Source organism: Sandaracinobacteroides sp. A072 (assembly GCF_052616365.1).
Map to the genome: position 1 here is coordinate 175,346 of NZ_JBQXGU010000002.1, position 25,434 is coordinate 200,779.

General features: G+C 65.2%; 20 protein-coding genes and 1 tRNA gene. 12 read left to right on the plus strand and 9 right to left on the minus strand.

The features are described from left to right. Positions 1-26 precede the first annotated feature (26 nt). On the plus strand, positions 27-2,192 hold the full coding sequence (gene purL / locus ACUJ46_RS06860) for a phosphoribosylformylglycinamidine synthase subunit PurL (RefSeq protein WP_445389724.1): 2,166 nt from the start codon (positions 27-29) through the stop codon (positions 2,190-2,192). A gap of 75 nt (positions 2,193-2,267) precedes the next feature. On the opposite strand, the gene ACUJ46_RS06865 is transcribed toward purL, so the two are convergent. Together ACUJ46_RS06865 and ACUJ46_RS06870 are read right to left on the minus strand one after the other, a co-directional pair. Then, positions 2,268-2,912, minus strand: a complete 645-nt coding sequence (locus ACUJ46_RS06865) for a PEPxxWA-CTERM sorting domain-containing protein (protein WP_445389725.1) — start codon at positions 2,910-2,912, stop codon at positions 2,268-2,270. 159 nt (positions 2,913-3,071) lie between these two features. Further along, positions 3,072-3,515, minus strand: coding sequence for an MAPEG family protein (locus tag ACUJ46_RS06870; RefSeq protein ID WP_445389726.1), 444 nt, complete (start codon positions 3,513-3,515; stop codon positions 3,072-3,074). Between the two features lie 114 nt (positions 3,516-3,629). Between ACUJ46_RS06870 and ACUJ46_RS06875 the strand changes: the two genes are divergently transcribed. Then, complete coding sequence (locus tag ACUJ46_RS06875) at positions 3,630-4,289, plus strand: MOSC domain-containing protein (protein ID WP_445389727.1); 660 nt, start codon at positions 3,630-3,632, stop codon at positions 4,287-4,289. Between the two features lie 45 nt (positions 4,290-4,334). Here ACUJ46_RS06875 and ACUJ46_RS06880 read toward each other — a convergent pair. The 3 genes from ACUJ46_RS06880 to trxB all read right to left on the minus strand — a co-directional run bounded on the left by ACUJ46_RS06880 (position 4,335) and on the right by trxB (position 6,529). Further along, positions 4,335-4,410, minus strand: a tRNA-Ile gene (locus ACUJ46_RS06880). Between the two features lie 263 nt (positions 4,411-4,673). Beyond that, positions 4,674-5,576 carry a LysR family transcriptional regulator gene (locus ACUJ46_RS06885; protein ID WP_445389728.1) on the minus strand — a complete coding sequence of 301 codons (903 nt, stop codon included), beginning with the start codon at positions 5,574-5,576 and terminating at the stop codon, positions 4,674-4,676. A gap of 5 nt (positions 5,577-5,581) precedes the next feature. After that, positions 5,582-6,529 carry a thioredoxin-disulfide reductase gene (trxB, locus tag ACUJ46_RS06890; protein ID WP_445389729.1) on the minus strand — a complete coding sequence of 316 codons (948 nt, stop codon included), beginning with the start codon at positions 6,527-6,529 and terminating at the stop codon, positions 5,582-5,584. A gap of 158 nt (positions 6,530-6,687) precedes the next feature. On the opposite strand from trxB, the gene ACUJ46_RS06895 reads away from it, so the two are divergent. Genes ACUJ46_RS06895 through ACUJ46_RS06915 form a run of 5 tightly spaced genes read left to right on the plus strand, consistent with a single transcriptional unit; the run spans position 6,688 to position 11,585 of the window. Further along, positions 6,688-7,179, plus strand: coding sequence for an Lrp/AsnC family transcriptional regulator (locus ACUJ46_RS06895; RefSeq protein ID WP_445389730.1), 492 nt, complete (start codon positions 6,688-6,690; stop codon positions 7,177-7,179). After that, complete coding sequence (locus ACUJ46_RS06900) at positions 7,172-8,179, plus strand: pseudouridine synthase (RefSeq protein ID WP_445389731.1); 1,008 nt, start codon at positions 7,172-7,174, stop codon at positions 8,177-8,179. Before ACUJ46_RS06895 ends, ACUJ46_RS06900 begins: the two co-directional genes overlap by 8 nt. Positions 8,180-8,181: 2 nt before the next feature. Then, entirely contained in the window at positions 8,182-8,820 is a 639-nt protein-coding gene (gene rsmD / locus ACUJ46_RS06905) for a 16S rRNA (guanine(966)-N(2))-methyltransferase RsmD (protein WP_445389732.1), read from the plus strand. Positions 8,821-8,842: 22 nt separating this feature from the next. Further along, a complete protein-coding gene (locus ACUJ46_RS06910) occupies positions 8,843-11,116 on the plus strand; it encodes an ATP-dependent helicase (protein WP_445389733.1) in 2,274 nt (757 codons plus the stop codon). 34 nt (positions 11,117-11,150) lie between these two features. After that, a complete protein-coding gene (locus ACUJ46_RS06915; RefSeq protein WP_445389734.1) occupies positions 11,151-11,585 on the plus strand; it encodes a host attachment family protein in 435 nt (144 codons plus the stop codon). Between the two features lie 146 nt (positions 11,586-11,731). Here ACUJ46_RS06915 and ACUJ46_RS06920 read toward each other — a convergent pair whose 3' ends face one another. Both ACUJ46_RS06920 and ACUJ46_RS06925 read right to left on the minus strand, forming a co-directional pair. Further along, the gene (locus tag ACUJ46_RS06920; RefSeq protein WP_445389735.1) at positions 11,732-13,870 is read right to left on the minus strand and encodes a PQQ-dependent dehydrogenase, methanol/ethanol family; all 2,139 of its coding nucleotides are present in this window, start codon (positions 13,868-13,870) and stop codon (positions 11,732-11,734) included. Between the two features lie 163 nt (positions 13,871-14,033). After that, complete coding sequence (locus ACUJ46_RS06925; RefSeq protein WP_445389736.1) at positions 14,034-14,726, minus strand: TetR/AcrR family transcriptional regulator; 693 nt, start codon at positions 14,724-14,726, stop codon at positions 14,034-14,036. Between the two features lie 159 nt (positions 14,727-14,885). On the opposite strand from ACUJ46_RS06925, the gene ACUJ46_RS06930 reads away from it, so the two are divergent. The 5 genes from ACUJ46_RS06930 to cysK all read left to right on the plus strand — a co-directional run bounded on the left by ACUJ46_RS06930 (position 14,886) and on the right by cysK (position 23,030). Continuing rightward, positions 14,886-16,076 (plus strand): efflux RND transporter periplasmic adaptor subunit, encoded by a 1,191-nt coding sequence (locus ACUJ46_RS06930; protein WP_445389737.1) that lies wholly within the window; start codon positions 14,886-14,888, stop codon positions 16,074-16,076. Positions 16,077-16,082: 6 nt separating this feature from the next. After that, positions 16,083-19,256: a multidrug efflux RND transporter permease subunit gene (locus ACUJ46_RS06935; protein ID WP_445389738.1), complete on the plus strand. Its 3,174-nt coding sequence runs from the start codon at positions 16,083-16,085 to the stop codon at positions 19,254-19,256. Further along, complete coding sequence (locus tag ACUJ46_RS06940) at positions 19,243-20,691, plus strand: efflux transporter outer membrane subunit (RefSeq protein ID WP_445389739.1); 1,449 nt, start codon at positions 19,243-19,245, stop codon at positions 20,689-20,691. The genes ACUJ46_RS06935 and ACUJ46_RS06940 overlap by 14 nt, the downstream gene beginning before the upstream one ends. Positions 20,692-20,802: 111 nt before the next feature. Then, entirely contained in the window at positions 20,803-22,089 is a 1,287-nt protein-coding gene (locus tag ACUJ46_RS06945; protein WP_445389740.1) for an MFS transporter, read from the plus strand. Between the two features lie 20 nt (positions 22,090-22,109). Then, positions 22,110-23,030, plus strand: a complete 921-nt coding sequence (cysK, locus tag ACUJ46_RS06950; protein ID WP_445389741.1) for a cysteine synthase A — start codon at positions 22,110-22,112, stop codon at positions 23,028-23,030. On the opposite strand, the gene ACUJ46_RS06955 is transcribed toward cysK, so the two are convergent. Both ACUJ46_RS06955 and ACUJ46_RS06960 read right to left on the minus strand, forming a co-directional pair. Continuing rightward, positions 22,994-23,851: a metallophosphoesterase gene (locus ACUJ46_RS06955; RefSeq protein WP_445389742.1), complete on the minus strand. Its 858-nt coding sequence runs from the start codon at positions 23,849-23,851 to the stop codon at positions 22,994-22,996. The two genes, cysK and ACUJ46_RS06955, sit on opposite strands and share 37 nt — an antisense overlap. After that, the gene (locus ACUJ46_RS06960) at positions 23,848-25,287 is read right to left on the minus strand and encodes an aldehyde dehydrogenase family protein (protein WP_445389743.1); all 1,440 of its coding nucleotides are present in this window, start codon (positions 25,285-25,287) and stop codon (positions 23,848-23,850) included. The genes ACUJ46_RS06955 and ACUJ46_RS06960 overlap by 4 nt, the downstream gene beginning before the upstream one ends. Positions 25,288-25,434 lie beyond the last annotated feature (147 nt).

A 25,434-nucleotide genomic window follows, 5' to 3' on the forward strand; every position in this document is an offset into this window, starting at 1 on the left:
GCCGCCACCTCGGCTAAGGGCCGCGCATGAGCGCCATCACACCCCAGGTCGTTGCCGAGCACGGCCTCCAGCCCGAAGAATATGACCGCATCCTGAAGGCCATCGGCCGGGAGCCCAATATGCTTGAACTGGGCATCTTCTCGGTGATGTGGTCCGAGCATTGCTCCTACAAGTCCTCGCGCCTGCACCTGGCGAAGCTGCCGACAAAGGCGCCCTGGGTCATTCAGGGCCCGGGCGAGAATGCCGGCGTGATCGACATCGGCGATGGCGATGCTGCCATCTTCAAGATGGAAAGCCATAACCACCCCAGCTTCATCGAGCCCTATCAGGGTGCCGCCACCGGCGTCGGCGGAATCATGCGCGATGTCTTCACCATGGGTGCGCGCCCCGTCGCGAACCTGAACGCCCTGCGCTTCGGCGCGGCCGACCACCCCAGAACCCGCCACCTGCTGCGCGGCGTGGTGGCCGGCATCGGCGGCTATGGCAATTGCGTCGGCGTGCCGACCGTGGGCGGCGAAGTGAACTTCCACCCGGCCTATAATTGCAACATCCTCGTGAACGCCATGACAGTCGGCCTCGCGCGGACGGACCGTATCTTCTATTCGGCCGCCGCCGGTATCGGGAACCCGGTCGTCTATGTCGGCTCCAAGACGGGGCGGGATGGCATCCATGGCGCAACCATGGCCTCCGCCGAGTTTGACGAGGACAGCGAATCGAAGCGCCCGACCGTGCAGGTCGGCGACCCGTTCATGGAAAAGCTGCTCATCGAGGCCTGCCTCGAACTGATGGCGACCGACGCGATCGTCGCCATCCAGGACATGGGCGCGGCGGGCCTCACCTCATCCTCGGTTGAAATGGCCTCCAAGGGCGGCGTCGGCATCAAGCTGGTGATGGACAATGTGCCCACCCGCGAGGAAGGCATGACGCCCTATGAAATGATGCTTTCGGAATCGCAGGAACGCATGCTGATGATCCTGAAGCCCGGCCGCGAAGCCGAGGCCGAAAAGATCTTCCGCAAGTGGGAACTGGATTTCGCCGTGATCGGCGAAGTGACCGACACCGGCCGCCTGCAGCTGGAATGGCAGGGCGAAATGGTCTGCGACCTGCCGCTCGACCCGATCGGCGAGGATGCGCCCAAATATGACCGCCCCTGGGTGCCGACACCCAGGCGCGCGCCGCTCGGCGAGATGGCCGACAGCACCGACCTGCTCGCCGATCTGGTGGCGCTTGTTGGCGCGCCCGATCTCGCCTCCCGCCGCTGGGTCTGGGAACAATATGACCATATGGTCGGCTGCGACACGGTCCAGCGGCCCGGTGGCGATGCCGCGGTCGTCCGTGTTCATGGCACGAAGAAGGCGCTGGCCATGAGCGTCGACTGCACGCCGCGCTACTGCCACGCTGATCCGTTCGAAGGCGGAAAGCAGGCCATTGCCGAAACCTGGCGCAACATCACGGCCGTGGGCGCAACGCCTCTTGCCGTTACCGACTGCATGAACTTCGCCGCCCCGACGCGGCCGGAAATCATGGGCCAGTTCGTCCAGTGCATCGAAGGCATGGCGGAAGCCTGCAAGGCGCTCGACTATCCCGTCGTCTCGGGCAATGTCAGCCTTTACAATGAAACCGAGGGCCAGGGCATCCTGCCGACGCCCGGCATCGGCGGGGTGGGCCTGCTGACGGACTGGGAAAAGTCGGCCGGTGTCGCCTTCCGCGCTGAAGGCGAGGACATCTGGCTGGTGGGCGAAACAAGGGGCCATCTGGGCCAGTCCATCTGGCTGCGCGAAATCCATGGCCTTGAAGACGGCCCGCCGCCGCCCGTCGACCTTGCAGCCGAGCGCGCCGCTGGCGACTGGGTGCGCGCCCGCATCCAGGAAGGAAGCGTCACGGCCGTTCACGACCTGTCGGATGGCGGGCTGCTGGTCGGCCTTGCCGAAATGGCGATGGCAGGCGGCATCGGCGCCACCGTCACGCTTCCCGAAGGCCCCCACCGCGCGGCCATTGCCTTTGGCGAGGACCAGGGCCGCTATGTCATCACGGCAAAGCCCGGCACGGCCCTGCCCCCCTGCCCCGTGCCGCTCACGCGGATCGGCACGACAGGTGGCGCGGCGCTGGCCATCGAAGGCGGCGGAAGCCGGGCAGTGGCTGAGATCAAGGCCGCGCACGAAGCTTTTCTGCCGGCCCTCATGGCGCGCTGAGCCGGCACGCCGGATCATGAAGAAAGGGGCCGGAACCCTATGGTTCCGGCCCCTCTTTCATTGCCGGGCAAGCGATCAGGCGCTGACGGTCACCAGCCGATCACGACGACGCGCCGCGAAACCGACAAGGCCGAAGCCCATGATCATCATGGCCCAGGTCGCCGGCTCGGGAACACCGGCCACGGCGATGTCATCCAGTTCGAAGGCAACGCCCGTTGCACTGAAGCGCAGGCCCGTAATGACTTCATTGGCGCCCGCTTCGATGAAGACGCGACGGTTGGTCTGCGGCAGGCCCTGGTTGCCGCCGGCCACCGACACGTCGAGACCGGTGATGCTGGCCAGGATGGAGCCGCCAGCACCCAGAACTTCGACCATGTTGTGGGTGTCGATCGAACCCCAATAGAAGCTGATTCCGCGAAGATCGGGCGTCAGCAGCGTCGCATTGTTGGTGGGCAGCGCCGAGGACACGTAGAAATATCTGTCCGTATCCGTGTTGGGCGCGGGCTGGGCGTGCTGACCGGGAATGGTGGCGCTGACGATGCCGTAGCTGCCCGAGAGGCTGTAGCCCGTCGGCAGTGCCCCTTCGAAATCGATGACGATGCTGTAGGCGCCGGAAACGCCGGGATCAGGTGCCCCGTCGACGGCGAAATAGGTGAGTGCGCTGGCCGGAGCCGCAGCAACGGCGGCAAACGCGAAGAGACCAACAATCCTGCCAAACATGTCTTGCCTTTCCTGTAACGGGAAAATGCCCCCGCACCATTCAAAGCAAGGTTCGTGCCAACTTGTCCCAGAAAGCGGAAACAAGGACGCGGCAGTGAAAAAAGAGGCCGCGCTGTCAAATTATCCGACAGCCCGGCCCCTTGTTAACCATTCTGAATATCAGGCAAAAAGCTGAAGCGCCAACCGCACGATCATGGTGCCGAGTGCAACCCAGGACAAAGCGAACAACAGGAAGCGAATGGCCACCTTGTTGATGGTCGCCTGAACCAGCGAATGCAGCACCCTGAAGCCCAGAAAGGCCCAGGCGCAAGCGACATGCAGCGGATCAGCCAGCCCGGCAACCACGACGGTCAGGGCGATGGCATAGAAGAGCGTCGGCTGCTCGAAGAGGTGATTGTAATTGTCGGCAACGCGGCGGACCCCGCTCGGCAACCGGTCATTGTAGGTGCCGGGGTGCATGGCCTCCTGCGGTTCAATCCCGGCCTTGCTGAAGGCCGGAAGCCGTGTCGCGTACATCCACAGGAACATCACCAGTGTCAGCACGCCCATGCCGGCCACGGCCTTCAGGATCGCCAGCGCATCGGCTGTCATCATGGTCTGCATCAAACCCTCCCTTGTTCGGTTCTCTTGTTATCTGCCCCCTGCTTGTGGCCAAAGCACTGGCACCGCGCAAACAGGCGAGATAGAGAGGGAAACCGGGCAAGGAGGAGGATCGCCATGCCACGCCTCGCCGATGTGCGTACCGGCCATGCCTGCAAGGTTGATGGTCATGTGACAGCCTATGCCAAGAGCTCGCGCCTTGGCCCCGTGCATGCCCGCAGCATGGGGCTGGAAGGCGATGAAGTGGCCAACCAGCGGGTTCATGGTGGTCTCGACAAGGCCGTCTATGCCTATGCGCTCTCCAATTACGCCCTCTGGCGCCACGAATATCCCCGCCATTCCGCCCGCCTCGTTCCCGGCGGCTTCGGGGAAAACCTCCTCGTCGAGGGCCTTGATGAAGCGACAGTCCATGTCGGGGACAGGTGGCGCACCGGCACGGCGCTGATGGAAATATGCCAGCCACGCCAGCCCTGCGCCACGATGGCGCGCTGGTTCGATGATCCGGGCATGGTGAAGGCCATGGTCGAAAATGGGCGCTCGGGCTGGTATCTGCGCGTTGTGGAAGACGGCATCGTGGAAATGGGCGCTCCGCTCACCCTCGAGCATCGGCCGGAAGGCGCGATGAGCATCGCCCGCGTGCTGGAAATCTCCTATGGCAACCCGCCGGAAAGGTCAGAGCTTGAGGAACTTTCAGGCGCACCCGGCCTCGCCATAGCCTGGGCGACATGGGCCGCACGCATCGCACGCAATGCCAGGCCATCGGCAAAGCCGCTCTAGCCGCTTCTGCCTGAAGGATGTTGCCGGGATGCCGATGGAGGATAGTGGTGGGCCCGGCAGGACTCGAACCCGCAACCTAGCCGTTATGAGCGGCCAGCTCTAACCATTGAGCTACAGGCCCCACCTGCAAGACCGCTTAGCCGCACTGGCCGCACAAAAAAAGAGGGCCAGGGGAGCAAGCTCGACCCTGGCCCAGATTTTGGTCGACCTCCGAGGGAGGGAGGGAGAGTGGTGGCCGACCAGAGCCAGACATCTCGGGGAGGAGTGAGAGTGCCCGGCTGCGCTGCACTGCAGCAACACAACTCATTTAGGCGTGAGCAGGTTATTGTGCAAGTGCGAAGATCGTGGATCAGCCATGCAAAGATTGCATGGCATGCCGGCCGATCAGCGGATCAGGTCACCCAGGTTCTCGGGCGTCATCCGCTCGATGAGGAAGTCCCTGAGCGCTGCGACCCGGACCGAACCGCGCAGTTCCGAGGAATAGACGAAATAGGTCTGGAAGGTCGCGCCCTGGATATCGGGCAGCAACACTTTCAGCTTGCCCGACATGCCGATGAGATAGGATGGCAGCGCCGCAATCCCGGCTCCGGCCTCGACGGCCTGCAGGACACCGAAACTGTTGTTGATGCTGATGACAGGCTCGCGCGGGGGGCCTTCATTGCCCAGTTCCAGCGCCCAGTTGATCGATCGCAGATAGGCCGGGGCTTCCGGGCCATAGGCAATCATCCTGTGGTCCAGCAGGTCAGCAGGCGTCTTTGGTTCCCCCCATTTCGCCAGATACGCGGGCGAGGCGCACAGCCGGTGCCGGATGGTGGCAAGCGGGCGCTGGATGAGATCGGCGTGCTGGGGCTTGTGGAAGCGGATAGCGCAATCCGCTTCATGGCGGGACAGGTCGCGCTCCTCGTCCGAAAGGATCAGGCTGATCCGGATATCGGGGAAAAGGTCGATGAAATCCGCAAGCTGGCGCGGCAGCCAGGATGAGCCGAAACTCACCGTTGTCGTCAGCTTGATCTCACCCGTGGGGCGGTTGCGCGTCGCCTCGATCGAGCTTCGGGCCCGCTCGATTTCATCGGCCATGCGCATGGTCAGCGCGCGCAGCTGCTCTCCCTCGTTGGTAAGGGCAAGGCCGCGCGCGTGGCGGTGGAACAGCTTGGCGCCCATCTGCTCTTCAAGCGCGATGATCTGGCGCGACAAGGCCGGCTGGGACAATTTCAGCCGGCGCGCACCCTCGGTGAAGCTTCCGGCGGTCGCAACCGCCTGGAAGAGGCGCAGCTTGTCCCAGTCCATGGGCATCAGGCCGAACCGGCCGCCGATGCATGGCCAAGGAAACGCTCGGCTTCCAGCGCCGCCATGCAGCCCATGCCGGCCGCCGTCACGGCCTGGCGATAGGTCTTGTCCTTCACGTCGCCGGCGGCGAACACGCCCGGCACGCTGGTCGCGGTCGAATCCGGGGCCGTGAGCAGATAGCCTTCCGGATCCATGTCCAGCTTGCCACGGAACAGCGCGGTGGCGGGGTCATGGCCGATGGCAATGAACAGCCCGTCGACCGCCATTTCGCTCTTCTGGCCGGTCCGCGTGTCTTCCAGCACAAGGCCCGTCACCGAATCGGAGCCGATGACATCGGCGACCGTCGCGTTCCAGACAGGCACGACCTTCGGGTTTTCCAGCAGGCGCTTCTGGTTGATCTTGTCGGCCCGCAGCGTGTCCCGGCGGTGAATGAGAGTCACCTTGCTGGCGAAATTGGTGAGGAAAAGCGCTTCCTCGACAGCGGAATTGCCGCCGCCCACAACGGCGACATGCTTGCCGCGGAAGAAGAAGCCGTCGCAGGTGGCGCAGGCGGAAACGCCCTTGCCGCGCAGCTTCGTTTCGGAGTCCAGGCCAAGCCAGCGCGCCTGCGCGCCCGTCGCGATGATGACGCTGTCGGCTTCGAAAACCATGCCGCTGTCGGCCGTGCAGCGGAACGGGCGGCGCGAGAAATCGACATCGACGATGATGTCGGACACAAGATCGACGCCCAGATGCTCGGCCTGTGCGCGCATCTTCGCCATCAGCTCGGGGCCCATGATGGCGGTTTCGCCGGGCCAGTTCTCGACATCGGTGGTGATCGTCAGCTGGCCACCGGGCTGCAGCCCTTCCACCAGCACGGGGTTGAGCGCAGCGCGCGCACCATAGACAGCCGCCGTATAGCCGGCCGGCCCGGAACCGATGATGAGAAGCCTCGTGCGCCGCAAGTCCGTCATGGATGATCCTTTCCGGCCGAGACTTAGGCGGCACTGCCCGGAGGTGCAACAGGCCTGCCGGGCAGGCTGGGCGAAGATCGCTTGCGCTCCTGCGCAATAATCTTATGTGGAAGGGCCATATCGGACCCATCCCGTTTTGCCATGAGCCCCGTTTCCGCATGAGCCGTGCCCACCAGATCGACCAGATCGACCGCGAGATTCTCGCCACCCTTCAGGCCGACGGCCGCATCACCAATGTCGATCTGGCCGCCCGTGTCGGCCTGACCGCGCCGCCCTGTCTGCGGCGGGTGCGCGCGCTGGAGGAATCGCGGATCATCAAGGGCTATCACGCCAATCTCTCGCCAGAGGCGCTGGGCTGGCCGATCACGGTTTTTGCCATGGTCAGCCTGAAGAGCCAGGCGGAAGCAGACCTGCGCGCCTTCGAGGAGCATGTATCGCGCCTGCCGCAGGTTCGCGAATGCCACATGCTCAACGGCGAGATCGACTTCATCCTCAAGGTCGTCGCGCGTGACCTGCCGAGCTTCCAGGCCTTTCTCACCGGCCAGCTGACGAGCGCGCCCAACGTCGCCAGCGTCAAGACGTCCCTCACCATCCGCACCTCGAAATCCGAAATCGGGGTCCCCGTTTCGGAGACAAAAACCGATGGCTGAACGCCGCCCGCCCCGCCCGCCGTCAGGCCCCCGCACCCCGGGCGGAAGCCGCACCCCGGGTGGAATCCGCAGGGCAGACGGCCCAGCCAGACCGGGCGGCCCCCGCAAGGCCCCACCAAGAACTGCCGAGGCAGGAACCGCTGCGGACAGGCCGCAGGCCCGCGCGCCCGGCGGTCGCCGGGCAGCCCGAACGGCTGTCAGCGCCGGCGCGCATTCCGCTTCTGGTGGGGGTGGTGGAAAGGGCGAACGGATCGCCAAGCTGCTGGCCCGGGCCGGTGTCGGCTCGCGCCGCGACACCGAGCGCATGATTGCCGAAGGGCGGGTTGCAATTGCCGGCAAGCCGCTCGACACACCGGCCACCATCCTCACCAGCCTTGCCGAGGTGACGGTGGACGGAAAGCCCGTGGCCGAAGCGCAGTCGACCCGGATCTTCCTGTTCCACAAGCCCTCCGGCGTCTTGACGGCGGCACGGGATCCGGGCGGCCGGCCGACCATCTATGACGTCTTGCCCGAAGGGCTGCCGCGGCTGGTTCCGGTGGGCCGTCTCGACCTCAACACCGAAGGCCTGCTGCTGCTCACCAACGATGGCGAGCTGAAGCGCGCGCTCGAACTGCCGGCCAATGCCGTGCCGCGCACCTATCGCGTGCGGGCCATGGGCCAGGTCCGCCAGCAGGATCTCGAAGCACTGGCGCTTGGCGTCACACTCGATGGCGTGCGCTATGGGCCGGTCGATGCATCGGTCGATCGCCGGGCAAACGCCGGCGGCGCCAACATCTGGCTCACCATGACGCTCACCGAAGGCAAGAACCGCGAAGTCAGGCGGCTGTGCGAAGCCATGGGGCTGAAGGTCAGCCGCCTGATCCGCACCGCCTATGGCCCCTTCACCCTTGCCGACATTCCCGTTCGCGGCGTGGTCGAGGCGCCATCGGGGGCAATCACCGGCCTGAAGCGCCAGCTTGGCCGCAGGGCCAGTGCGGCACGCCCCACCACGGGCGCCTGACCATGCGGATCATTGCCGGGCAGTGGCGTTCCCGCCCGCTTGAAACCGCAGCAGGCGATACCACCCGCCCGACTGCGGACCGCGCGCGCGAAACGCTCTTTTCCATGCTGCAAAGCCGCCTCGGCAGCTTCGAGGGCCTGACCATACTCGACCTTTTCGCAGGGTCCGGCGCGCTCGCGCTCGAAGCGCTGTCGCGCGGGGCCGAACGCGCCTTCCTGGTGGAACGCAATGCCGCAGCCAGGCGGGCGATCGAAGCCAATATCCGGAAGCTCGGCGCAAAGGCGCGCCTTGCCGGGCAGGATGCGACCCATCTTCCCCCTGCCCCGTCTGCTGCGGACATCCTCTTCCTGGACCCTCCCTATGGCGAAGGGCTGGCGTCAGCCGCCCTTCCCTCGGCAAGGGCGCAGGGCTGGATTGCCCCCCACAGCTGGATCACGGTTGAAACGGGCCGCGCAGAAGAAGTTTCGCCACCCGGTTTCATCGTGGCAGCGGATCGTGTCGTCGGAAAGGCGCGGCTCTGGCTTCTGCGCCCCGCCGGGGAATTGCCTGTCGTCGAAGGCGATACGGCAGATAGCGTGGCAGAAAGCACATCGGAAAGCGCCGCTGGGGATGCACCGCCGGGGTTGCGCCCTGCCAGCTGAGTTCGCTATCTGTTCCAGTTCCATGCCGCAGCTCCCCGATAATGACCCGCCCTGGCTCAAGGGCCTGAACGCTCCGCAACGCGAGGCGGCAACCCTGCTGGAAGGGCCAGTGCTCGTGCTGGCGGGCGCAGGAACGGGCAAGACACGTGCGCTCACTGCGCGGCTGGCGCAGATCCTGTCGCAGCGGCTAGCCTGGCCCTCGCAGATTCTCGCCGTCACCTTCACCAACAAGGCGGCTGCCGAAATGCGCCACAGGCTGATGGCCATGCTGGGGCCTGCGGCCGAGGGCCTGCCTTTCGTCGGCACCTTCCATTCCATCGCCGCGCGCATGCTGCGCCAGCATGCCGAGCTTGCCGGGCTGCGCCCGAATTTCACCATTCTCGACAGTGATGACGTGCAGAGGCTGCTGAAGCGGATCATCCTCGATGCTGGCCTCGAAGAAAAACGCTGGCCGGCGCGCCAGCTTTCGGGCCTGATCGACCGCTGGAAGAACCGGGGCCAGACGCCGGATGCCGTGCCGGCGGGCGAATCCTTCGCTTTCGCAGACGGGCGCGGCGCGGAACTCTATGCCCGCTACCAGGCGGAGCTTCTTGCCCTCAACGCCGCCGATTTCGGTGACCTGCTGCTGCACATGATCCGGATCTTCGAGGCTCACCCCGATGTGCTGGAAGACTGGCAGCGCCGGTTCCGGCATGTGCTGGTCGATGAATATCAGGATACCAACGCCGCCCAGTATCGCTGGCTGACCCTTCTGGCGGCAAAATCCCTTGGCGGCCAGGGCAATATCTGCTGCGTCGGGGATGACGACCAGTCGATCTATTCCTGGCGCGGCGCGGAAGTCGCGAACATCCTCCGGTTCGAGCAGGATTTTCCCGGCGCCCGTGTCATCCGGCTGGAGCAGAATTACCGCTCCACGCCCCACATCCTCGCTGCCGCCTCGCATGTGATTGCCCACAATCGCGGCCGCCTGGGCAAGACCCTGTGGACCGAGGCAAGCCACGGCGAGAAAGTGAATGTCACCGGCGTCTGGGACGGGCCGGAGGAAGCCCGCCTTGTCGGTGACAGGATCGAAAGGCTGCTGCGTGAAGGCGTTTCGCCTTCGGAAATCGCCATTCTCGTTCGCGCCTCCTTCCAGACCCGCGAGTTCGAGGACCGCTTCATCGGCATCGGCCTGCCCTATCGGATCGTCGGGGGTTTCCGCTTCTACGAGCGCGCCGAAATCCGCGACGCCCTCGCCTATCTGCGGCTCGTGTCCCAGGCAGACGATGCGCTTGCCTTCGAGCGGATCGTCAACACCCCCAGACGCGGCCTCGGCGACAAGGCCCAGGCCCGTATCGCCACCCATGCCCGCGCCGCCGACCTCACCCTTCCGGCCGCCGCCCAGGCGCTTGCCGAAACGGACGAGCTGCCCCCCGCCGCGCGGCGCGCGCTTGCCTCTTTCCTTACCAATCTCAGGCGCTGGCGTGATCAGGCGACCAGCCTCGAACCCGGTGCGCTCGTCCAGATGATCCTGGAGGAATCGGGCTATATCGAAATGCTCGAAAAGGATCGTTCGGCCGATGCCACGGCCCGGATCGACAATCTCTCCGAACTTGTGCGCGCGCTGGAGGCATTCGACACGCTGTCAGCCTTTCTGGAGCATGTCGCGCTGGTGATGGAGAATGATCGTGCCGACACCGATGCGAAAGTGACCATGATGACCCTCCATGCCGCCAAGGGCCTGGAGTTCGACCATGTCTTCCTGCCCGGCTGGGAGGAAGGGCTTTTCCCCTCGCAACGCGCGCTGGACGAGAATGGCGCCGCCGCCCTCGAGGAAGAACGCAGGCTCGCCTATGTCGGGATCACCCGCGCGCGGCGGCGCGCAACCATTCTCCACGCCGCCAACAGGCGCGTCTATGGCCAGTGGACCTCGGCTATCCCCTCGCGCTTCCTCGACGAACTGCCCGAACCCCATGTCGAGCGCACGACAACGCTTTCGGGCGGTGCAAGCCTGTGGCGGGCGGCGCTGGACGAGCGGGACCCTTTCGCCGATGTCGCGCGCGGAACGAGCCGTGGCCCCGGCTGGGAGCGCGCCTCCCAGCGCGGCGGGCTGAAACCGAAGCGCGTCATCGAGGGCCGCGCCATCAGCAGTACCGTGGGCGGCCCGGCCCGCACGGACATCGCACCCGGCGCCCGTGTCTTTCATGCGAAATTCGGAATGGGCACGGTGAAAGGCCAGGATGGCAACAAGCTCGAAATCGAATTCGATCAGGCCGGCACGAAAATGGTACTCGACAGCTTCGTCGAAAGCGCCTGAAATCAGTTTTCAAGCATCAAGCAGGGAGACTTAAATGCTTATTCCCACCAACACCCTGATTCTGGTGACCGATGGCGCCAAACTCATCCTTTACCGCAACCAGGGCACCGCCAACGACCCAGAGCTTTCGGCGGTGAAGGCCGTGGAGCAGAAACTCCCGAATGCGGCTGAAATGGGGGCCGATGCACCCGGCCGCAGCTTCCAGAGCTTCGGCACGCGCCGCAGCGCGATGGACATGCCCGACCCGCACGACAAGGCCGAAGCGCAATTTGCCGAAGATGCGGCGGATCGTGTCAAGGCCCTTGTTTCGGAAGGCGAGAAACTGATTCTGATCGCCGACCCCAAGACACTGGGCATCATCCGCAAGAATCTGGACAATGGCGTGCGCCAGAAGCTGATGGCTGAAATCGATGCCGATTACAGCCGCCATGCGCCGCCTGAACTCGCGAAGATCCTCTCTAACCGCTGATCCGCCCCGGGTTCGGGCCGGCAAGAAACAGGAATGAAAAAGGGCGCGGCTTCCTTCATGGAGCCGCGCCCTTCCTTTTTCAGGCTGCTGCCGGGTTTGCGTCTGCGGCAAGTGCCGCCCCGGATACCGGGGCGGCATGCCAGGCTTCAGCTCGCCGGATTGTGGGCCATGCGCACGATATAGGCGCGAATGGCTTCGGATTCGCCCGGGCGCAGCTGCTTGGCGAAATCCACCATGCCGGCCGATGCCCGCGAACCGTTGATCACGACATCGTCCCAGGCTTCCTGGTCCGCCGTCAGCGGCGACCAGCGCAGATCGGGCAGGACACCCGAACTGACACCGAACGGACCATGGCAGACCATGCAGTTGCGGGAATAGGCGACAAGGCCGGCTTCCCACATCTTCGCATTGCCGAACTGGGCGGTCTGCGGCTTCTTCTCGATCGGGATCGCATCAGGCTCGGGAACGCTGCCCTTGGCGCCCAGCTTGAAGGTGATGACCTTGCCCAGCGCCGGGGGAACGGGCGATTCCACGGCATAACCGGCCGCCAGCAGGAAGGCGGACCCCCAGCCGGTCGCCACGGTCACATATTGCTCGCCATCCAGCTCATAGGTAACGGCGGGTGCGGCCACACCCGACTTCAGGTTCATGCTCCACAGCTTGCTGCCATTGGCGGCATCATAGGCGGTGAAGTCGCCCTTCAAGGTGCCCTGGAAGACAAGGCCGCCAGCCGTCGAGAGAATGCCGCCGTTCCAGGGGCCGTCATGCTCGACCTTCCAGCGCGGTTCCTGCTTGACCGGATCCCAGGCGATGAGTCGCCCCTTCAGCGTCGCGCGCAGGGCCTTCATCGTTCCGGGCGGCGGATCGAGCGGAAGGCCCGCTTCAAAGGCGATGCCCGTGTTCCAGCGAACCGGCGTCGACGTGAACCGCGTGTCATTCTCATAGGCCTGCGGAATTTCCTGGGCCGGAATATAGGCGAGGCCAAGATCCGGGTTGAAGGCCATCGGGTGCCAGTTGTGCCCGCCAAGCGGCCCTGGCGACTGCAGATGCGCCTGATTCTCGTAGCGGGCTTCCTTCGTCTCGATCGGGCGGCCCTTTTCATCGAGGCCAGTCGCCCAGTTCATCGGCACATAGGCCTTGCCCGAGAGGAACTGGCCGCTCTTTGCATCGAGCACATAGAAGAAGCCGTTCTTGGGCGCCTGCATGACCACCCGGCGCGGCGCGCCGCCCTCGCCCAGCGGCAGGTTGGCGAGGATGATGGTCTGGGTCGCGGTATAGTCCCAGTTCTCGCGCGGGGTGGTCTGATAATGCCATTTGTAAGTGCCGGTGTCGGCATCGACGGCCACGATGGAGGACAGGAAGAGGTTGTCGCCTTCGGAATCAGGGTCGCGCAGGCGCGCGTTCCAGGGGGAACCATTCCCCACGCCGAAGACGATCTGGTCGTTCACCTCGTCATAGACGATGGAATCCCACACGGTGCCGCCGCCGCCATCACGCGTCCATGCGCCGGTCTTGCCCCAGGTGCCGTTGCCGAGCTTCGCGAAAATCGCGTCAGAGGCAGCGCCATCCGGCTTCATCTCGGGGTTGGGCACGGTGTAGAAACGCCAGGCAAGGGCGCCGGTGTTCGCATCATAGGCGGACAGATAGCCACGCACGCCCAGTTCCGCGCCGCCATTGCCAATCAGCACCTTGCCCTTCACCACGCGCGGCGCGCCAGTGACGGTATAGGGCTTCGAGCGGTCGACGGTCTGCACGCTCCAGGCGACCTTGCCCGTCTTTGCGTCAATCGCCTCGAGGCGGCCATCGATCACGCCGAGGTAGATCTTGCCGTCATGATAGGCAACGCCCCGGTTCACCACGTCGCAGCAGGCATCGACGCCCACGGCCTTGTCGGCGCCCGGATCATAGACCCACAGTTCCTTGCCGGTGCGCGCATCGAGCGCATGAACGACCGACCATGCCGATGTCGCGTACATCACGCCATCGACGATAAGCGGTGTCGTCTCGACACCACGGCCGGTCTTCAGCTCATAGACCCAGGCAACCCCCAGGTCTCCGACGTTCGCGGCGTTGATCTTCGTCAGCCGCGAATGGCGCTGTTCATCATAGGTGCCGCCATAGCTCAGCCATTCCGCGCCGGCAGAGCCCTTGGCCGCAAGCGTATCGCCGCTGACTGCCGCGTCGGCGCCATCGGGCGCGCCATCCTGCTTCTGGCAGCCGGCCACCAGCAGCCCAGCCACAATCGCAAGCGTCGAAGCCGCCGCGTATTTTCCACCTGTCCTCATGGCATTCCCTCTCCCAAGGTCTCCGTGCGCGCCATCGACCCCGGGCGTGCAGGACTATCCCGCCTTCTGCGCCGAAAAGCCATGCCGGGAAAACAGTTTCTATGGTCAGGTAGCCGGAATGGCGGCGAACAGTTCCGTCCACGGCAAAAGGCAGCCGGACGACTCACGCAGGGTCGTCCCGCAGGCCATGCCAATCGAAAAACAGCGCCAGCCGGTCGCGCATGCGCCGGATGCCCGGTTCTCCTGTTTCCAGCCCCAGCAGAGCAAGCACAGGCTCCTCGCCCACCACGCAGGCAAGATATTGTTCGGCTGCCGCCATGGGGTCGTCGAAGCGGGTAAGCCCATCGGCATTCCAGCGGGCGAACCGCTCGGCCAGCCCGTCCAGCATCTTCTGGCGCAGATCGGCATGAAGAGCGCGCCCGAATTGCGGGTCGACAAGGCAGCGCGCAATGATCAGGCGAAGAAAGGCAATGGATTTGGGCGTCAGCAGGAAGGCCAGATAGCGCCCGGCCACAATTTCAAGCATCGCGCGGGGGCCGAGCCCTGCGGCCCCGAGATTCCTGAGGTCGCCCAGTTCCTCTTCCTGCCAGCGCGACACGACTGCCCGAAGCAACTCCGTCTTGTTGCCGAAGAATTCGTAGAGCGTGGCAAGTGACCCTCCCGAGCGCGCCACGATGGCGCCAAGTGTCGCCCCCTCGAACCCCTTGTCGAGGAACAGCGCCTCGGCAGCATCGAGCATGGCCTGACGGCGCTCCTTCAGCCGCATGGGTTCAGCCGGCGCGGCATTTGGCGCTGCATTTGGCGTGGCGCCCTGCCCGGCCCCTTCGCCGGTTTTCCCGCTATCCCTTTCGTTCATGGTACCTCCCTGCCCTGCAGAAAGGATAACCCGCCTCCGACTCGGATTTATCCTTGAACAACGAGTGTAATATGCATTACACATCATTTCCATGCCATATTGCTCGACCTGTGCGCCCCTTCGACAAGGGGCCCCTCGGGGTCAGACAGGAAATACAGTGTGAGAGACCAGAAGATGCCTGCCATCGCCCGTCCGTTTCATGTGGCAATCGCCCTTCTGTTGTCCTTGGCGCTCGGCGCCTGTGCCGCCGAAGAAGGCGGCCCGCCGCCAGCGCCCGCCGTCAAGGTCGTCACCGTACAGGAGGAACCCTTCCGGCGCGTGACGGAACTGCCCGGCCGGGTGCAGGCCATCCGCACGGCGGAAGTGCGGGCACGGGTGGACGGGATCGTCCAGAAAAGGCTGTTTCGCGAAGGCACCGATGTCAGGGCGGGGCAACCGCTTTTTGCCATCGACCCGCGCGAACTGCGCGCCAACCTCAGCGCCTACGAGGCCTCGCTTGCCCGCGCACGCGCCAATGCCGCCAATGCCCGCCAGGATGTGAATCGCTACAAGCCGCTTCTGGTAGATCAGGCGATCAGCAAACAGGAATATGATGCAGCCGTAGCCCGCCTTGGCAGCGCGGAAGCCGATGTCGCACAGGCGCAGGCCCAGGTGGAAGGTGCGCGCCTCAGCCTTGGCTATACAACCGTGACGGCCCCCATTTCCGGCCGTGCGGGCCGGGCGCGCGTGACGGAAGGCGCGCTTGTCAGCGCAGGTCAGGGCACGCTTCTCGCGACCATCGAGCAGCTCAACCCCATCTATGTGAATTTCTCGCAATCCAGTTCCGACCTTCTGGCGATCCGGCGCGCCATGGCCGCACGTGGCATGCCCCTGCAGGACATAAGCCGCGTGGAAGTGGACCTGCTCTTCGAGGATGGAACACCCTATGGCATCATCGGCCATCTGGACTTCCTAGACCTCACCATCGACGAGGCGACCGGAACAGCCGCCCTCAGGGCGGAGTTCGACAACCCCGCGCGGCTCCTCCTGCCCGGGCAGTTCGTTCGCGCCCGGATCCGCAGCAGCGTGCGCGAAATGGCGATCAAGGTGCCGCAACGCGCCGTCAGGATCGCGCAGGAAGGCGCGAGCGTCATGGTCGTCGGCCCGGATTCCACGGCTCAACTGCGCCCCGTGACCCTTGGCCAGCTCGAAGGCGGCAAGTGGATCATCCGCTCCGGCCTGAAACCCGGCGAACAGGTGATCGTCTCCGGCCTCCAGATGGCACGGCCGGGTCAGCCAGTCCGGATCGCGCCGGATGGCGGCAACCCGTCCCCGGCACAGCCTGCCCCGGCCACCGGCAAGGCGGGCTGAGAGGCCATGTTCCCCCGTTTCTTCATAGACAGGCCGGTCTTCGCCTGGGTCGTCGCGCTGTGCATCTCGCTTGCGGGCATCCTTGCCCTGGCGGGCCTGCCCATCGAACAATATCCGTCCGTTGCGCCCCCGTCCCTCACCATTTCGGCCACATATCCGGGCGCCGATGCCGCCACGCTCGAACAGAATGTCACGCAGGTGATCGAGCAGGAGCTGAATGGCGTGGAGGGGCTGCTCTACATGTCCTCCACCAGCAACTCGAACGGCAGCGCCTCGATCAGCGTGACCTTCCGGCAGGGAACGGACATCGACAAGGCGCAGATGGATGTCCAGAACCGGCTGAAGCTGGTGGAACAGCGGCTTCCGGAGCAGGTGCGCCGGCAAGGCATTCCCGTTCAGGAAGCCAATGCCGGCTTCCTGATGCTTGTCAGCATCGCCTCGAAGTCGGGGGCGACCGAAACGCTGGCGCTGGGCAATTTCGCCAGCGCCCGGGTTGTGGATGAACTGCGCCGCGTGGAGGGTGTGGGCAATGTGCAGGTGTTCGCCTCGCCCTATGCCATGCGCATCTGGCTTGACCCGCAGAAACTGGCCTATTTCCGCCTGTCTGCCGCAGAAGCGATGGCAGCCGTCCAGGAACAGAACAGCCAGAGCCCGGGCGGCCAACTGGGTGACCTGCCCCTGGCCGGAGACATCGAACTGAACGCCGTGATCCGGACCCAGGGCCGCTTCACCACGCCCGAGGAGTTCCAGAACATCATCCTGAGGGCGAACCCCGACGGTTCGGCCGTGACGCTCGGCGATGTCGGCCGGGTCGAACTGGGCGCCCAGAACTATCTTTTCAACGCCGAGCAGGATGGAAAACCCGTCGCCGGCATTGCCATCCAGCTCATGCCCGGTTCAAATGCCCTTGCCACGTCAGAAGCTGTGCGCGAGCGGCTGACGGAGCTGGCGCAGGGCTTTCCGGAAGACATCTACTGGACCATCCCCTACGATACCACGCCTTTCATCAACGCCTCCATCACCGAGGTGATGAAAACCCTGCTGGAAGCGATGGCGCTCGTCTTCCTGGTGATGTTCCTGTTCCTGCAGAACTGGCGAGCCACCCTCATTCCCACCATCGTCGTCCCGATCGCTCTGGCGGGCGCCTGCCTTGGCCTCTGGCTGTTCGGCTTTTCGATCAATGTTCTGTCGCTTTTCGCCATGGTGCTGGCGATCGGCATCCTCGTGGATGACGCCATCGTCGTGATCGAGAATGTCGAGCGCATCATGACGGAGGAGCATCTCTCCCCGCGCGCCGCAACGGTGAAGGCGATGGGCCAGATCACATCCGCCATCATCGGCATCACGCTGGTGCTGATGGCCGTGTTCGTGCCCATGGCCTTCTTCCCCGGCTCCACCGGGGCGATCTACCGCCAGTTCTCGGTCACGCTCATCGTTTCGATCGGCTTTTCGGCGCTGCTGGCGCTCACCCTCACGCCGGCCCTGTGCGCAACCTTCCTGAAGCCGCACACACCCGGCCAGAAAGAAGCGCCGCATGCACTGGCGCGCATGGTCGACCGGTTCTTCGACAGCTTCAACCTCTGGTTCGAACGCACGACCGGGCGTTACCAGTCGGTCGTGTCGGCCATGCTCGGCCGGCCGCTGCGCTGGTTCGCGGTGTTCCTGGCGATGCTTGGTGTAACCCTCATCCTCTTCATGCGGCTGCCCGGCGGCTTCCTGCCGATGGAAGACCAGGGCTCGGTCATCACAGTGATCCAGGCACCGCCGGGCGCAACACGCGCCCGCACGGAAGAAGCCCTGACACAGGTGCGGGATTTCTACGAAAATCGTGACATCGTGGACAACAGCGTCATGGTCCGCGGCTTCAGCTTCTTCGGCCAGGGCCAGGGCAATGCCATCGTGTTCACGGCGCTCACTCCATGGAAAGACCGCCCCGGTGACGAGAACAGCTCCATCACCCTCGTGCAGCAGGCGATGGAGCGCTTCAGCCAGATCCACGAAGCAATGGTCTTTGCGCTCAACCCGCCTTCGATCCAGGAACTGGGCACCGCCAGCGGCTTCACCTTCAAGCTGAAGGATCTGGCCGGAAAAGGCCCGGCCGCCCTTGCCGATGCCCGGAACCAGCTTCTGGGCGCCGCAAGCCAGAGCCAGCTTCTGGCAGGCGTGAGACCCGAGGGGCAGGAGGACGCACCGCAGCTCAAGGTCACCATCGACCGGGTGAAGGCGCGGGCGCTCGGCCTTTCCATCGGCGATGTGAACAACACGCTCGCCATCGCCTTCGGCAGCGCCTACGCCAACGACTTCACCCGCGATGGCCGGATCCTGCGCGTGATCCTGCAGGCAGACGCCCCCTCCCGCATGACACCCGAGCATGTGCTGGCGCTGAAGGTGCGCAACGCCGCCGGTGAAATGGTGCCCTTCGGGTCCTTCACGCAGGTGGAATGGTCATCCGGCCCGCAGCAGCTCCAGCGCTACAATGGCTATCCGGCCATGACCATTTCCGGCATGGCGGCCCCCGGGCGCTCCACCGGCGAGGCAATGGCCGAAATGGAACGCCTGGCCGAGGCGCTTCCCGAAGGCTTCGGCCATGAATGGACCGGAATCTCCTATGAGGAGCAGCAGGCGGGCGGCCAGATCGGCATGCTGCTTGGCCTGTCCTTCATTCTGGTCTTCCTGCTGCTTTCGGCGCTGTATGAAAGCTGGTCGATCCCGGTTTCGGTACTGCTGGTGGTGCCGCTTGGCGTGCTCGGCGTCATAGTGTTCACAATGGCGCGCGGGCTTTCGGCCGATGTCTATTTCAATGTCGGCCTCATCACCATCATCGGGCTTGCCGCCAAGAACGCCATATTGATCGTCGAATTCGCAATCGATGCCGAAGAACGCGGCATGTCCCCGCTCGACGCCACGCTGGAAGCGGTGAAGCTGCGCCTGCGGCCGATCATCATGACGTCGCTTGCCTTCATGGGGGGCATGGTTCCGCTGGTGATCGCCAGCGGCGCGGGCGCCGCCAGCCGCATCGCGGTCGGCACGGGCGTGCTGGGCGGCATGTTCGCCGCCACCATGCTCGGCATCTTCTTCATCCCCCTTTTCTACCTGCTGGTCCGCCAATGGCTGGGCCGTGGCACCAGCGCGCCCAGGGCCGCAGACGCCGAGGGGGCGGAGCATCATGATGAACGCTAAGCCTGCACTTCTCCTTGCAACAGCGCTGCTTGCCGGATGCCAGCTTGCCCCGGCGTACCAGCGCCCCGATCTGCCTGTGGCGGGCCGCTACCCTGAAGCATCCGGCCCCGCGACCCGCATTGCCGGCACCATCCCGGCAGCGGATCTGGGCTGGCGCGACCTTTTCGCGGATGCGCGTCTGCGCGCCCACATCGCAGCCGCCCTCGAAGGCAACCGCGACCTCGCCATCGCCGTCGCCCGGATCGAGGAGGCGCGCGGCCTCTACCGGATCGAATCCGCCGCCCGCCTGCCGACACTGGGCGCCAGCGCTGAAGCGAGCAGGACGCGCACCTCGGCCGCCACGACCGGGGTGGAGGGGGCCGCCGCCGTCACGGCCGACAGGGCCGCCATAGGGGTCGGGATAACCGGCTTCGAACTGGATTTCTGGGGCCGGGTGCGCAACCTCTCCGAGGCTGCGCGCGCCCGCTATCTGGCCACAGTCGAAGCGGAGCGTGCGTTCAGGCTTTTGCTGGTGCGCGATGTCGCTAGCACCTATTTCGCCCTTCTGGAGGCGGAGGAGCGGGCAGCCCTTGCAGAAGCAACGCTCGAAAGCCGCAGAGAAGGCCTGCGCATAGCCCGGATGCGGCTGGATGCAGGCGTGACCTCGGCGCTCGATTTCCGCCAGGCCGAAGCGCTGCTGACCCAGGCCGAAACCGAACTTGCAGCCCTCAGGCTGGCCCGTGCGCGCACCGCCAATTACCTCGCCGTGCTGCGGGGAAGCGCGCAAGCCGAGCTGCCGGAAGAAGCGACCGCCGAAGCGGAGCCGCTCTCGCTTGCAAGACAGTTGCACGGCCCCGCCTTCGCCGAAGGACTGCCATCCGATCTGCTGATAAACCGGCCTGACATCATGGCCGCCGAAGAGCAGCTGCGCGCAGCCCGCGCCGACATCGGTGCAGCCCGCGCCGCCTTCTTCCCCGCGATCAGCCTGACCGGCAATCTCGGCTTTGCCTCCAGCGATCTCGACCGGCTGGTCGGAAGCGACGGCTTCGGCTGGAGCTTCGGGCCGTCGATCAGCCTTCCGATCTTCGATTCCGGGCGCAGGCGCGGGGCGCTGGCCGCCGCGACCGCGCGTGAGACGATCGCGCTTCAAGGCTATCAGGCGTCGATCGAGCAGGCCTTCCGCGAAGTCGCCGATGCGCTGGCCGGCCGCCGCCTGCTGGCCGAACAGGTGGCAGCGCAGGCCCGCGCGACGGAGGCGCAACGCCAGATCGCCCGCCTTGCCCGTATCCGCTACCGGGAGGGCGTCGCAAACTATCTGGAAGTACTTGATTCGGAGAGGAATCTCTTCGCCGCCGAACAGGGTCTTCTCAGCCTGCGCCGCAACCAGCTCGACAATCTCGTCTCGCTCTATGTGGCGCTTGGCGGGGGCCTGCGCGAGTCCGGCGCCACCCCCTGATGCCAAGGCCTTTGGCGGGGCCTGTGGCGGGGCCGATGTCGCGACCGGAGCCGGGGGGATGAAAGAACAAGTTTCTTTCCGAAGCCCCGAAGCCCCTGCTAGGCGTAACCCGTGACCAGCCCGGACGAAAAACCACCCTCGCCCTTCGCTTTCCCGGCCTTCCGGGCCTTTTTCGTGGCCAAGCTGGGCTCGACCCTTGCCCAGATGCTGATGGTGATCGTCATCGGCTGGCAGGTCTATGATCTGGCCCGCGCCACCATGAGCATAAGGGAAGCCGCACTGCTGCTCGGCCTGGTCGGGCTGGCGCAGTTCCTGCCAGTCTTCCTGCTGTCGCTCGTGGTGGGCGTGATCGCGGACCGTGTCGATCGCCGCTACATCGCTCGTGCCTCGATCGCGCTGGAACTGGGCTGCGCCAGCGCCCTTGCCTGGCTGGCGGCCAGCGGCTCCACGCTTTTGTGGCCGCTTTTCGCCGTGGCGGTCGCACTTGGCGTCGCCCGCGCCTTCGCAAGCCCGGCCCTGTCGGCGCTTGCCCCCAATCTTGTGCCGCCGCCGGTCCTGCCCACGGCAATCGCCTGGAACAGCATCGGCTGGCAGGTAGGCGCGGTGCTCGGGCCGGTCCTTGGCGGCCTTGCCTATGATATCCGGCCGCCGCTTCCCTATGCGCTTGCCTTCGTGCTTCTCGTCGCCTCGCTCGTCGCCCTTTTCCTGATCCCGCCGGTCAGGCGCCCGGCCAGCAGCGGCGCATCGGGCCTTGCCTCGGTGAAGGAAGGGCTGCGCTATGTGCGTGGCAACCAGATCGTCTTCGGCGCCATCTCGCTCGACATGTTTGCCGTGATCCTTGCCGGCGCCAATGCCATGCTCCCCATCTTCGCGCGCGACATTCTCGAAGTCGGCGCGCAGGGCCTCGGCTATCTTCGCGCGGCGCCTGCCTTCGGCGCGGCGCTCGTTGCGCTCTGGCTCACGCGAAAACCGCTGGGCAGCCGGGTGGGGCTGAAGATGTTCGTGAACGTGGGCATCTTCGCCATCGCCACAATGGTCTTCGGCCTGTCCACATCGCTCTGGCTGTCCGTGGGGTCGCTGGCAGTCCTTGGCGCTGCCGACATGGTATCGGTCTATGTGCGCTCCTCGCTCATCCAGCTTCACACGCCGGATGAAATGCGCGGCCGCGTTTCCTCGGTTTCCATGCTGTTCGTCAGCGCCTCCAACGAACTGGGGGAATTTCGCGCCGGCATCATGGCGTCGGCCATTGGCGCGGTGGAGGCAACCGTCATCGGCGGCGCGCTGGCGCTTGGCGTCACCCTGGTCTGGACCCGTCTTTTCCCTGACCTGCGGGATGCCGACAGGCTCGATGTGCCGGAACATCTGCAATCCCCTCGCCGCCGGGCCGGCGGGGCCTGAACACAAGGAAGGAGAACGCCATGCGCGTGCAATCGATTCTGGAAACCATCGGCAACACACCGCACATCCGGATGAACCGCCTGTTTCCATCGGCTGAGGTGTGGATCAAGTCGGAACGGTCCAACCCCGGCGGCTCGATCAAGGACAGGATCGCGCTTGCAATGGTGGAGGATGCCGAGCGCTGCGGCGCCCTGAAGCCGGGCGGCACCATCGTCGAACCGACAAGCGGCAACACTGGAATCGGCCTTGCCATGGTGGCGGCTGTGAAAGGCTATCGCATCATCCTGGTGATGCCCGAAAGCATGAGCCTTGAACGGCGGCGCCTGATGCTTGCCTATGGCGCCAGCTTCGACCTGACGCCACGTGAAAAGGGCATGAAGGGCGCGATCGAGCGCGCGCAGCAGCTGGTTGCCGAAACGCCGGGCGCATGGATGCCGCAGCAGTTCGAAAACCCGGCCAATGTCGATGTGCATGTGCGAACGACCGCGCGCGAAATTCTCGAGGATTTCGCCGACGCCCCGCTCGACGCCATCGTCACCGGTGTCGGCACGGGCGGCCACATCAGCGGCGTGGCGCAGGTGCTGAAGGCGGCCTGGCCGTCGCTGAAGGTCTTCGCGGTCGAGCCGACGCTCAGCCCCGTCATCTCCGGCGGCCAGCCGGCCCCGCACCCCATCCAGGGCATCGGCGCCGGCTTCATTCCTGGGAACCTGCACACCCGCCTTCTGGATGGCGCGATCCAGGTGGACCCGGAAGATGCAAAATCATGGGCCCGCAACGCCGCGCGGGAGGAAGGCATGCTGGTGGGCATTTCCTCGGGCGCGACGCTCGCCGCCATCGCCCAGAAGCTGCCCGAACTGGGCGAGTCGCCGCGCGTGCTCGGGTTCAACTATGACACCGGCGAGCGCTATCTTTCGGTGCCGGAGTTCCTGCCGGTCGAGTGAAGCGTGATGAGCACCATTTCCGGCGGCACACCGTAGCGGGCAGGCAGCCAGCTGGTGCCGATGCCGGATGACACGAAGACCCGCCAGCCCTTGATGTCGCACAGGCCGCGACGACAGAGCGGCGGGTCTCCGATCAGGGCGCCCAGCGAGCCGAGAAGCGGCAGGACGATCTGCCCGCCGTGGGTGTGCCCGGCGAGCACCAGCGCCGGCCCGTCTTCCGGGCGCTTGAGCCAGGAGAGGTAATCGCCTTCGTGGATGAGAAGGATGGCGGGCTTGTCGCCCGGCACGGCAGCGCGGGCATTGGCAAGCGCTTCCAGCGGCTTTGCCCCATGTTCGGCTGACTGGCTGCCAACCAGCAGCAGCGGCCCGAGATCGACATGGCTGTTCACCAGCAGCTTTGGCGCGACCTGCCGCGCCAGCACATGCGGGGTCCAGTAGGGCTCGTCATGGTTGCCGTTCACAGCCCATACGCCCATTGGCGCCTTGAGCGCCGCAAGCGGCGGCAAGGCTTCCTCCAGCCAGCTCTTCGGCCAGTCGAGCAGCTTGCCTGCCATGTAATCGCCGGTCAGAACGACAAGGTCGGGCTTCAGGGCATTGGCCTGGGTGACGATGGCGTTGAGCCGCCGGGTGCGCATGTCCGGATAGCCATAGTGGATATCCGTCAGGTGGAGCATGCGGATACGCGTTCCGGGCGGCAGCCCTTCGATGGGCATGTCCACGGAGACGACAAGGGGCGGGCGCGTGGCATTCCACAGGCCCACCACGAGGAAAAGAAGCGCGGCCGCCACCGCAATGGCGGCGAGCCGCGCAATCAGCTTCATTCGGCGGCTTCTGCCTGCTTCCAGCCGACGACGGCCTTCACTTCAAGGAAGTCGGTGAAGCCATGGTCACCCCATTCGCGGCCATTGCCCGACTGCTTGTAGCCGCCGAAAGGCGCCATGAAATCGGGTGCAGCCTGGTTGATGTTGATCTGGCCTGCGCGGATCTTCCGAGCGACCTTGCGGGCTTCCTCTTCCGGGCCCTGGACATAGCCGGCAAGGCCATATTCGGTGTCATTGCCCTGCTCGATCGCCTGGTCGAGGCTGTCATAGGCGAGCATGGTCATGACCGGCCCGAAGATTTCCTCGCGCGCGATGGTCATGTCGTTGGTCACGTCGGCGAAGATGGTGGGCTTCACAAAATAGCCCTTTTCCATGCCGTCCGGGCGGCCGGGACCGCCGGTCACGAGGGTCGCGCCTTCGTCGATGCCCTTCTTGATGAGGCCCTGGATCTTGTTGAACTGGGCTTCGGACACGACGGGGCCGATGGTGGCGTTGCCGGTCGGATCGCCGACGACGACAGCTTCGGCCGCTGCCTTTGCGATGGCCTTGGCTTCTTCCATCCGGGCGCGCGGAACGAACATGCGGCTGGGCGCATTGCAGCTCTGGCCGGAGTTCATCATCATCTGCTGCACGCTGCCGCCGATTGCCTTGGGCAGGTCGGCGCCTTCAAGCACTATGTTGGGCGACTTGCCACCCAGTTCCTGGCACACGCGCTTGACCGTCGGCGCGGCGTTCTTCGCCACTTCGATGCCGGCCCGGGTCGAGCCGGTGAAGCTCACCATGTCGACCAGCGGATGCGAGGAGATGGCCGCGCCCACTGTCGGGCCATCGCCGTTCACCAGGTTGAACACGCCCTTTGGCACGCCAGCCGCATGCATGATCTCGGCAAAGATCAGCGCATTGAAGGGGGCCACTTCGGAAGGCTTGAGCACCATGGTGCAGCCGACGGCGATGGCCGGGGCCACCTTGCAGGCGATCTGGTTGATCGGCCAGTTCCACGGCGTGATCAGGCCGCACACGCCGATCGGCTCCTTGGTGATGAGCGTGGTGCCGCGCTCCTCGTCGAACTCATAATCCTTGAGGATGGCCATGGCGGTCTGGAAATGGGCAACACCCATGGCGGCCTGGGCTTGCATCGCAAGCCAGGAAGGGGCGCCCATTTCCTCGGTGATGACGGCGGCGATGTCCTGGTAGCGCTTCTGATATTCGGCAGCGATCGCCCCCAGAAGCTCGATGCGCTCGGCGCGGCTGGTGCGGCTGAAGCTGGCGAAGGCGCGATGGGCGGCCTTTGCGGCGCGGTCCACGTCGGCCGCGGCGCCAAGCGCGATCCGGCCCATGGCCTCTTCGGTCGCCGGGTTGATCACGTCGAGCGGGCGCACACCCTCGGCCGGATCCACCCACTCACCATCGATATAGAATTTGAAATTCTCGCGCATGCGTCATTACTCCCTCGTTGCGGCAGCCCTTCTAGCCGCGTTGGCGGCGTCGGGAAAGCTGGGTAGAGCAGCAGGGCTGCAGGACTTCGGCCGGAAACTTCCCCGCACCCTGCAAAATGGTCTAGTCACCATTTCATTCAACGAACC

What these genes read in the sequence shown, in the direction of transcription:
- purL (WP_445389724.1), top strand. Translation starts at nt 27, where the DNA reads ATGAGCGCCATCACACCCCAGGTCGTTGCCGAGCACGGCCTCCAGCCC.
- ACUJ46_RS06865 (WP_445389725.1), bottom strand. Translation starts at nt 2,912, where the DNA reads ATGTTTGGCAGGATTGTTGGTCTCTTCGCGTTTGCCGCCGTTGCTGCG.
- ACUJ46_RS06870 (WP_445389726.1), bottom strand. Translation starts at nt 3,515, where the DNA reads ATGCAGACCATGATGACAGCCGATGCGCTGGCGATCCTGAAGGCCGTG.
- ACUJ46_RS06875 (WP_445389727.1), top strand. Translation starts at nt 3,630, where the DNA reads ATGCCACGCCTCGCCGATGTGCGTACCGGCCATGCCTGCAAGGTTGAT.
- ACUJ46_RS06885 (WP_445389728.1), bottom strand. Translation starts at nt 5,576, where the DNA reads ATGGACTGGGACAAGCTGCGCCTCTTCCAGGCGGTTGCGACCGCCGGA.
- trxB (WP_445389729.1), bottom strand. Translation starts at nt 6,529, where the DNA reads ATGACGGACTTGCGGCGCACGAGGCTTCTCATCATCGGTTCCGGGCCG.
- ACUJ46_RS06895 (WP_445389730.1), top strand. Translation starts at nt 6,688, where the DNA reads ATGAGCCGTGCCCACCAGATCGACCAGATCGACCGCGAGATTCTCGCC.
- ACUJ46_RS06900 (WP_445389731.1), top strand. Translation starts at nt 7,172, where the DNA reads ATGGCTGAACGCCGCCCGCCCCGCCCGCCGTCAGGCCCCCGCACCCCG.
- rsmD (WP_445389732.1), top strand. Translation starts at nt 8,182, where the DNA reads ATGCGGATCATTGCCGGGCAGTGGCGTTCCCGCCCGCTTGAAACCGCA.
- ACUJ46_RS06910 (WP_445389733.1), top strand. Translation starts at nt 8,843, where the DNA reads ATGCCGCAGCTCCCCGATAATGACCCGCCCTGGCTCAAGGGCCTGAAC.
- ACUJ46_RS06915 (WP_445389734.1), top strand. Translation starts at nt 11,151, where the DNA reads ATGCTTATTCCCACCAACACCCTGATTCTGGTGACCGATGGCGCCAAA.
- ACUJ46_RS06920 (WP_445389735.1), bottom strand. Translation starts at nt 13,870, where the DNA reads ATGAGGACAGGTGGAAAATACGCGGCGGCTTCGACGCTTGCGATTGTG.
- ACUJ46_RS06925 (WP_445389736.1), bottom strand. Translation starts at nt 14,726, where the DNA reads ATGAACGAAAGGGATAGCGGGAAAACCGGCGAAGGGGCCGGGCAGGGC.
- ACUJ46_RS06935 (WP_445389738.1), top strand. Translation starts at nt 16,083, where the DNA reads ATGTTCCCCCGTTTCTTCATAGACAGGCCGGTCTTCGCCTGGGTCGTC.
- ACUJ46_RS06940 (WP_445389739.1), top strand. Translation starts at nt 19,243, where the DNA reads ATGATGAACGCTAAGCCTGCACTTCTCCTTGCAACAGCGCTGCTTGCC.
- cysK (WP_445389741.1), top strand. Translation starts at nt 22,110, where the DNA reads ATGCGCGTGCAATCGATTCTGGAAACCATCGGCAACACACCGCACATC.
- ACUJ46_RS06955 (WP_445389742.1), bottom strand. Translation starts at nt 23,851, where the DNA reads ATGAAGCTGATTGCGCGGCTCGCCGCCATTGCGGTGGCGGCCGCGCTT.
- ACUJ46_RS06960 (WP_445389743.1), bottom strand. Translation starts at nt 25,287, where the DNA reads ATGCGCGAGAATTTCAAATTCTATATCGATGGTGAGTGGGTGGATCCG.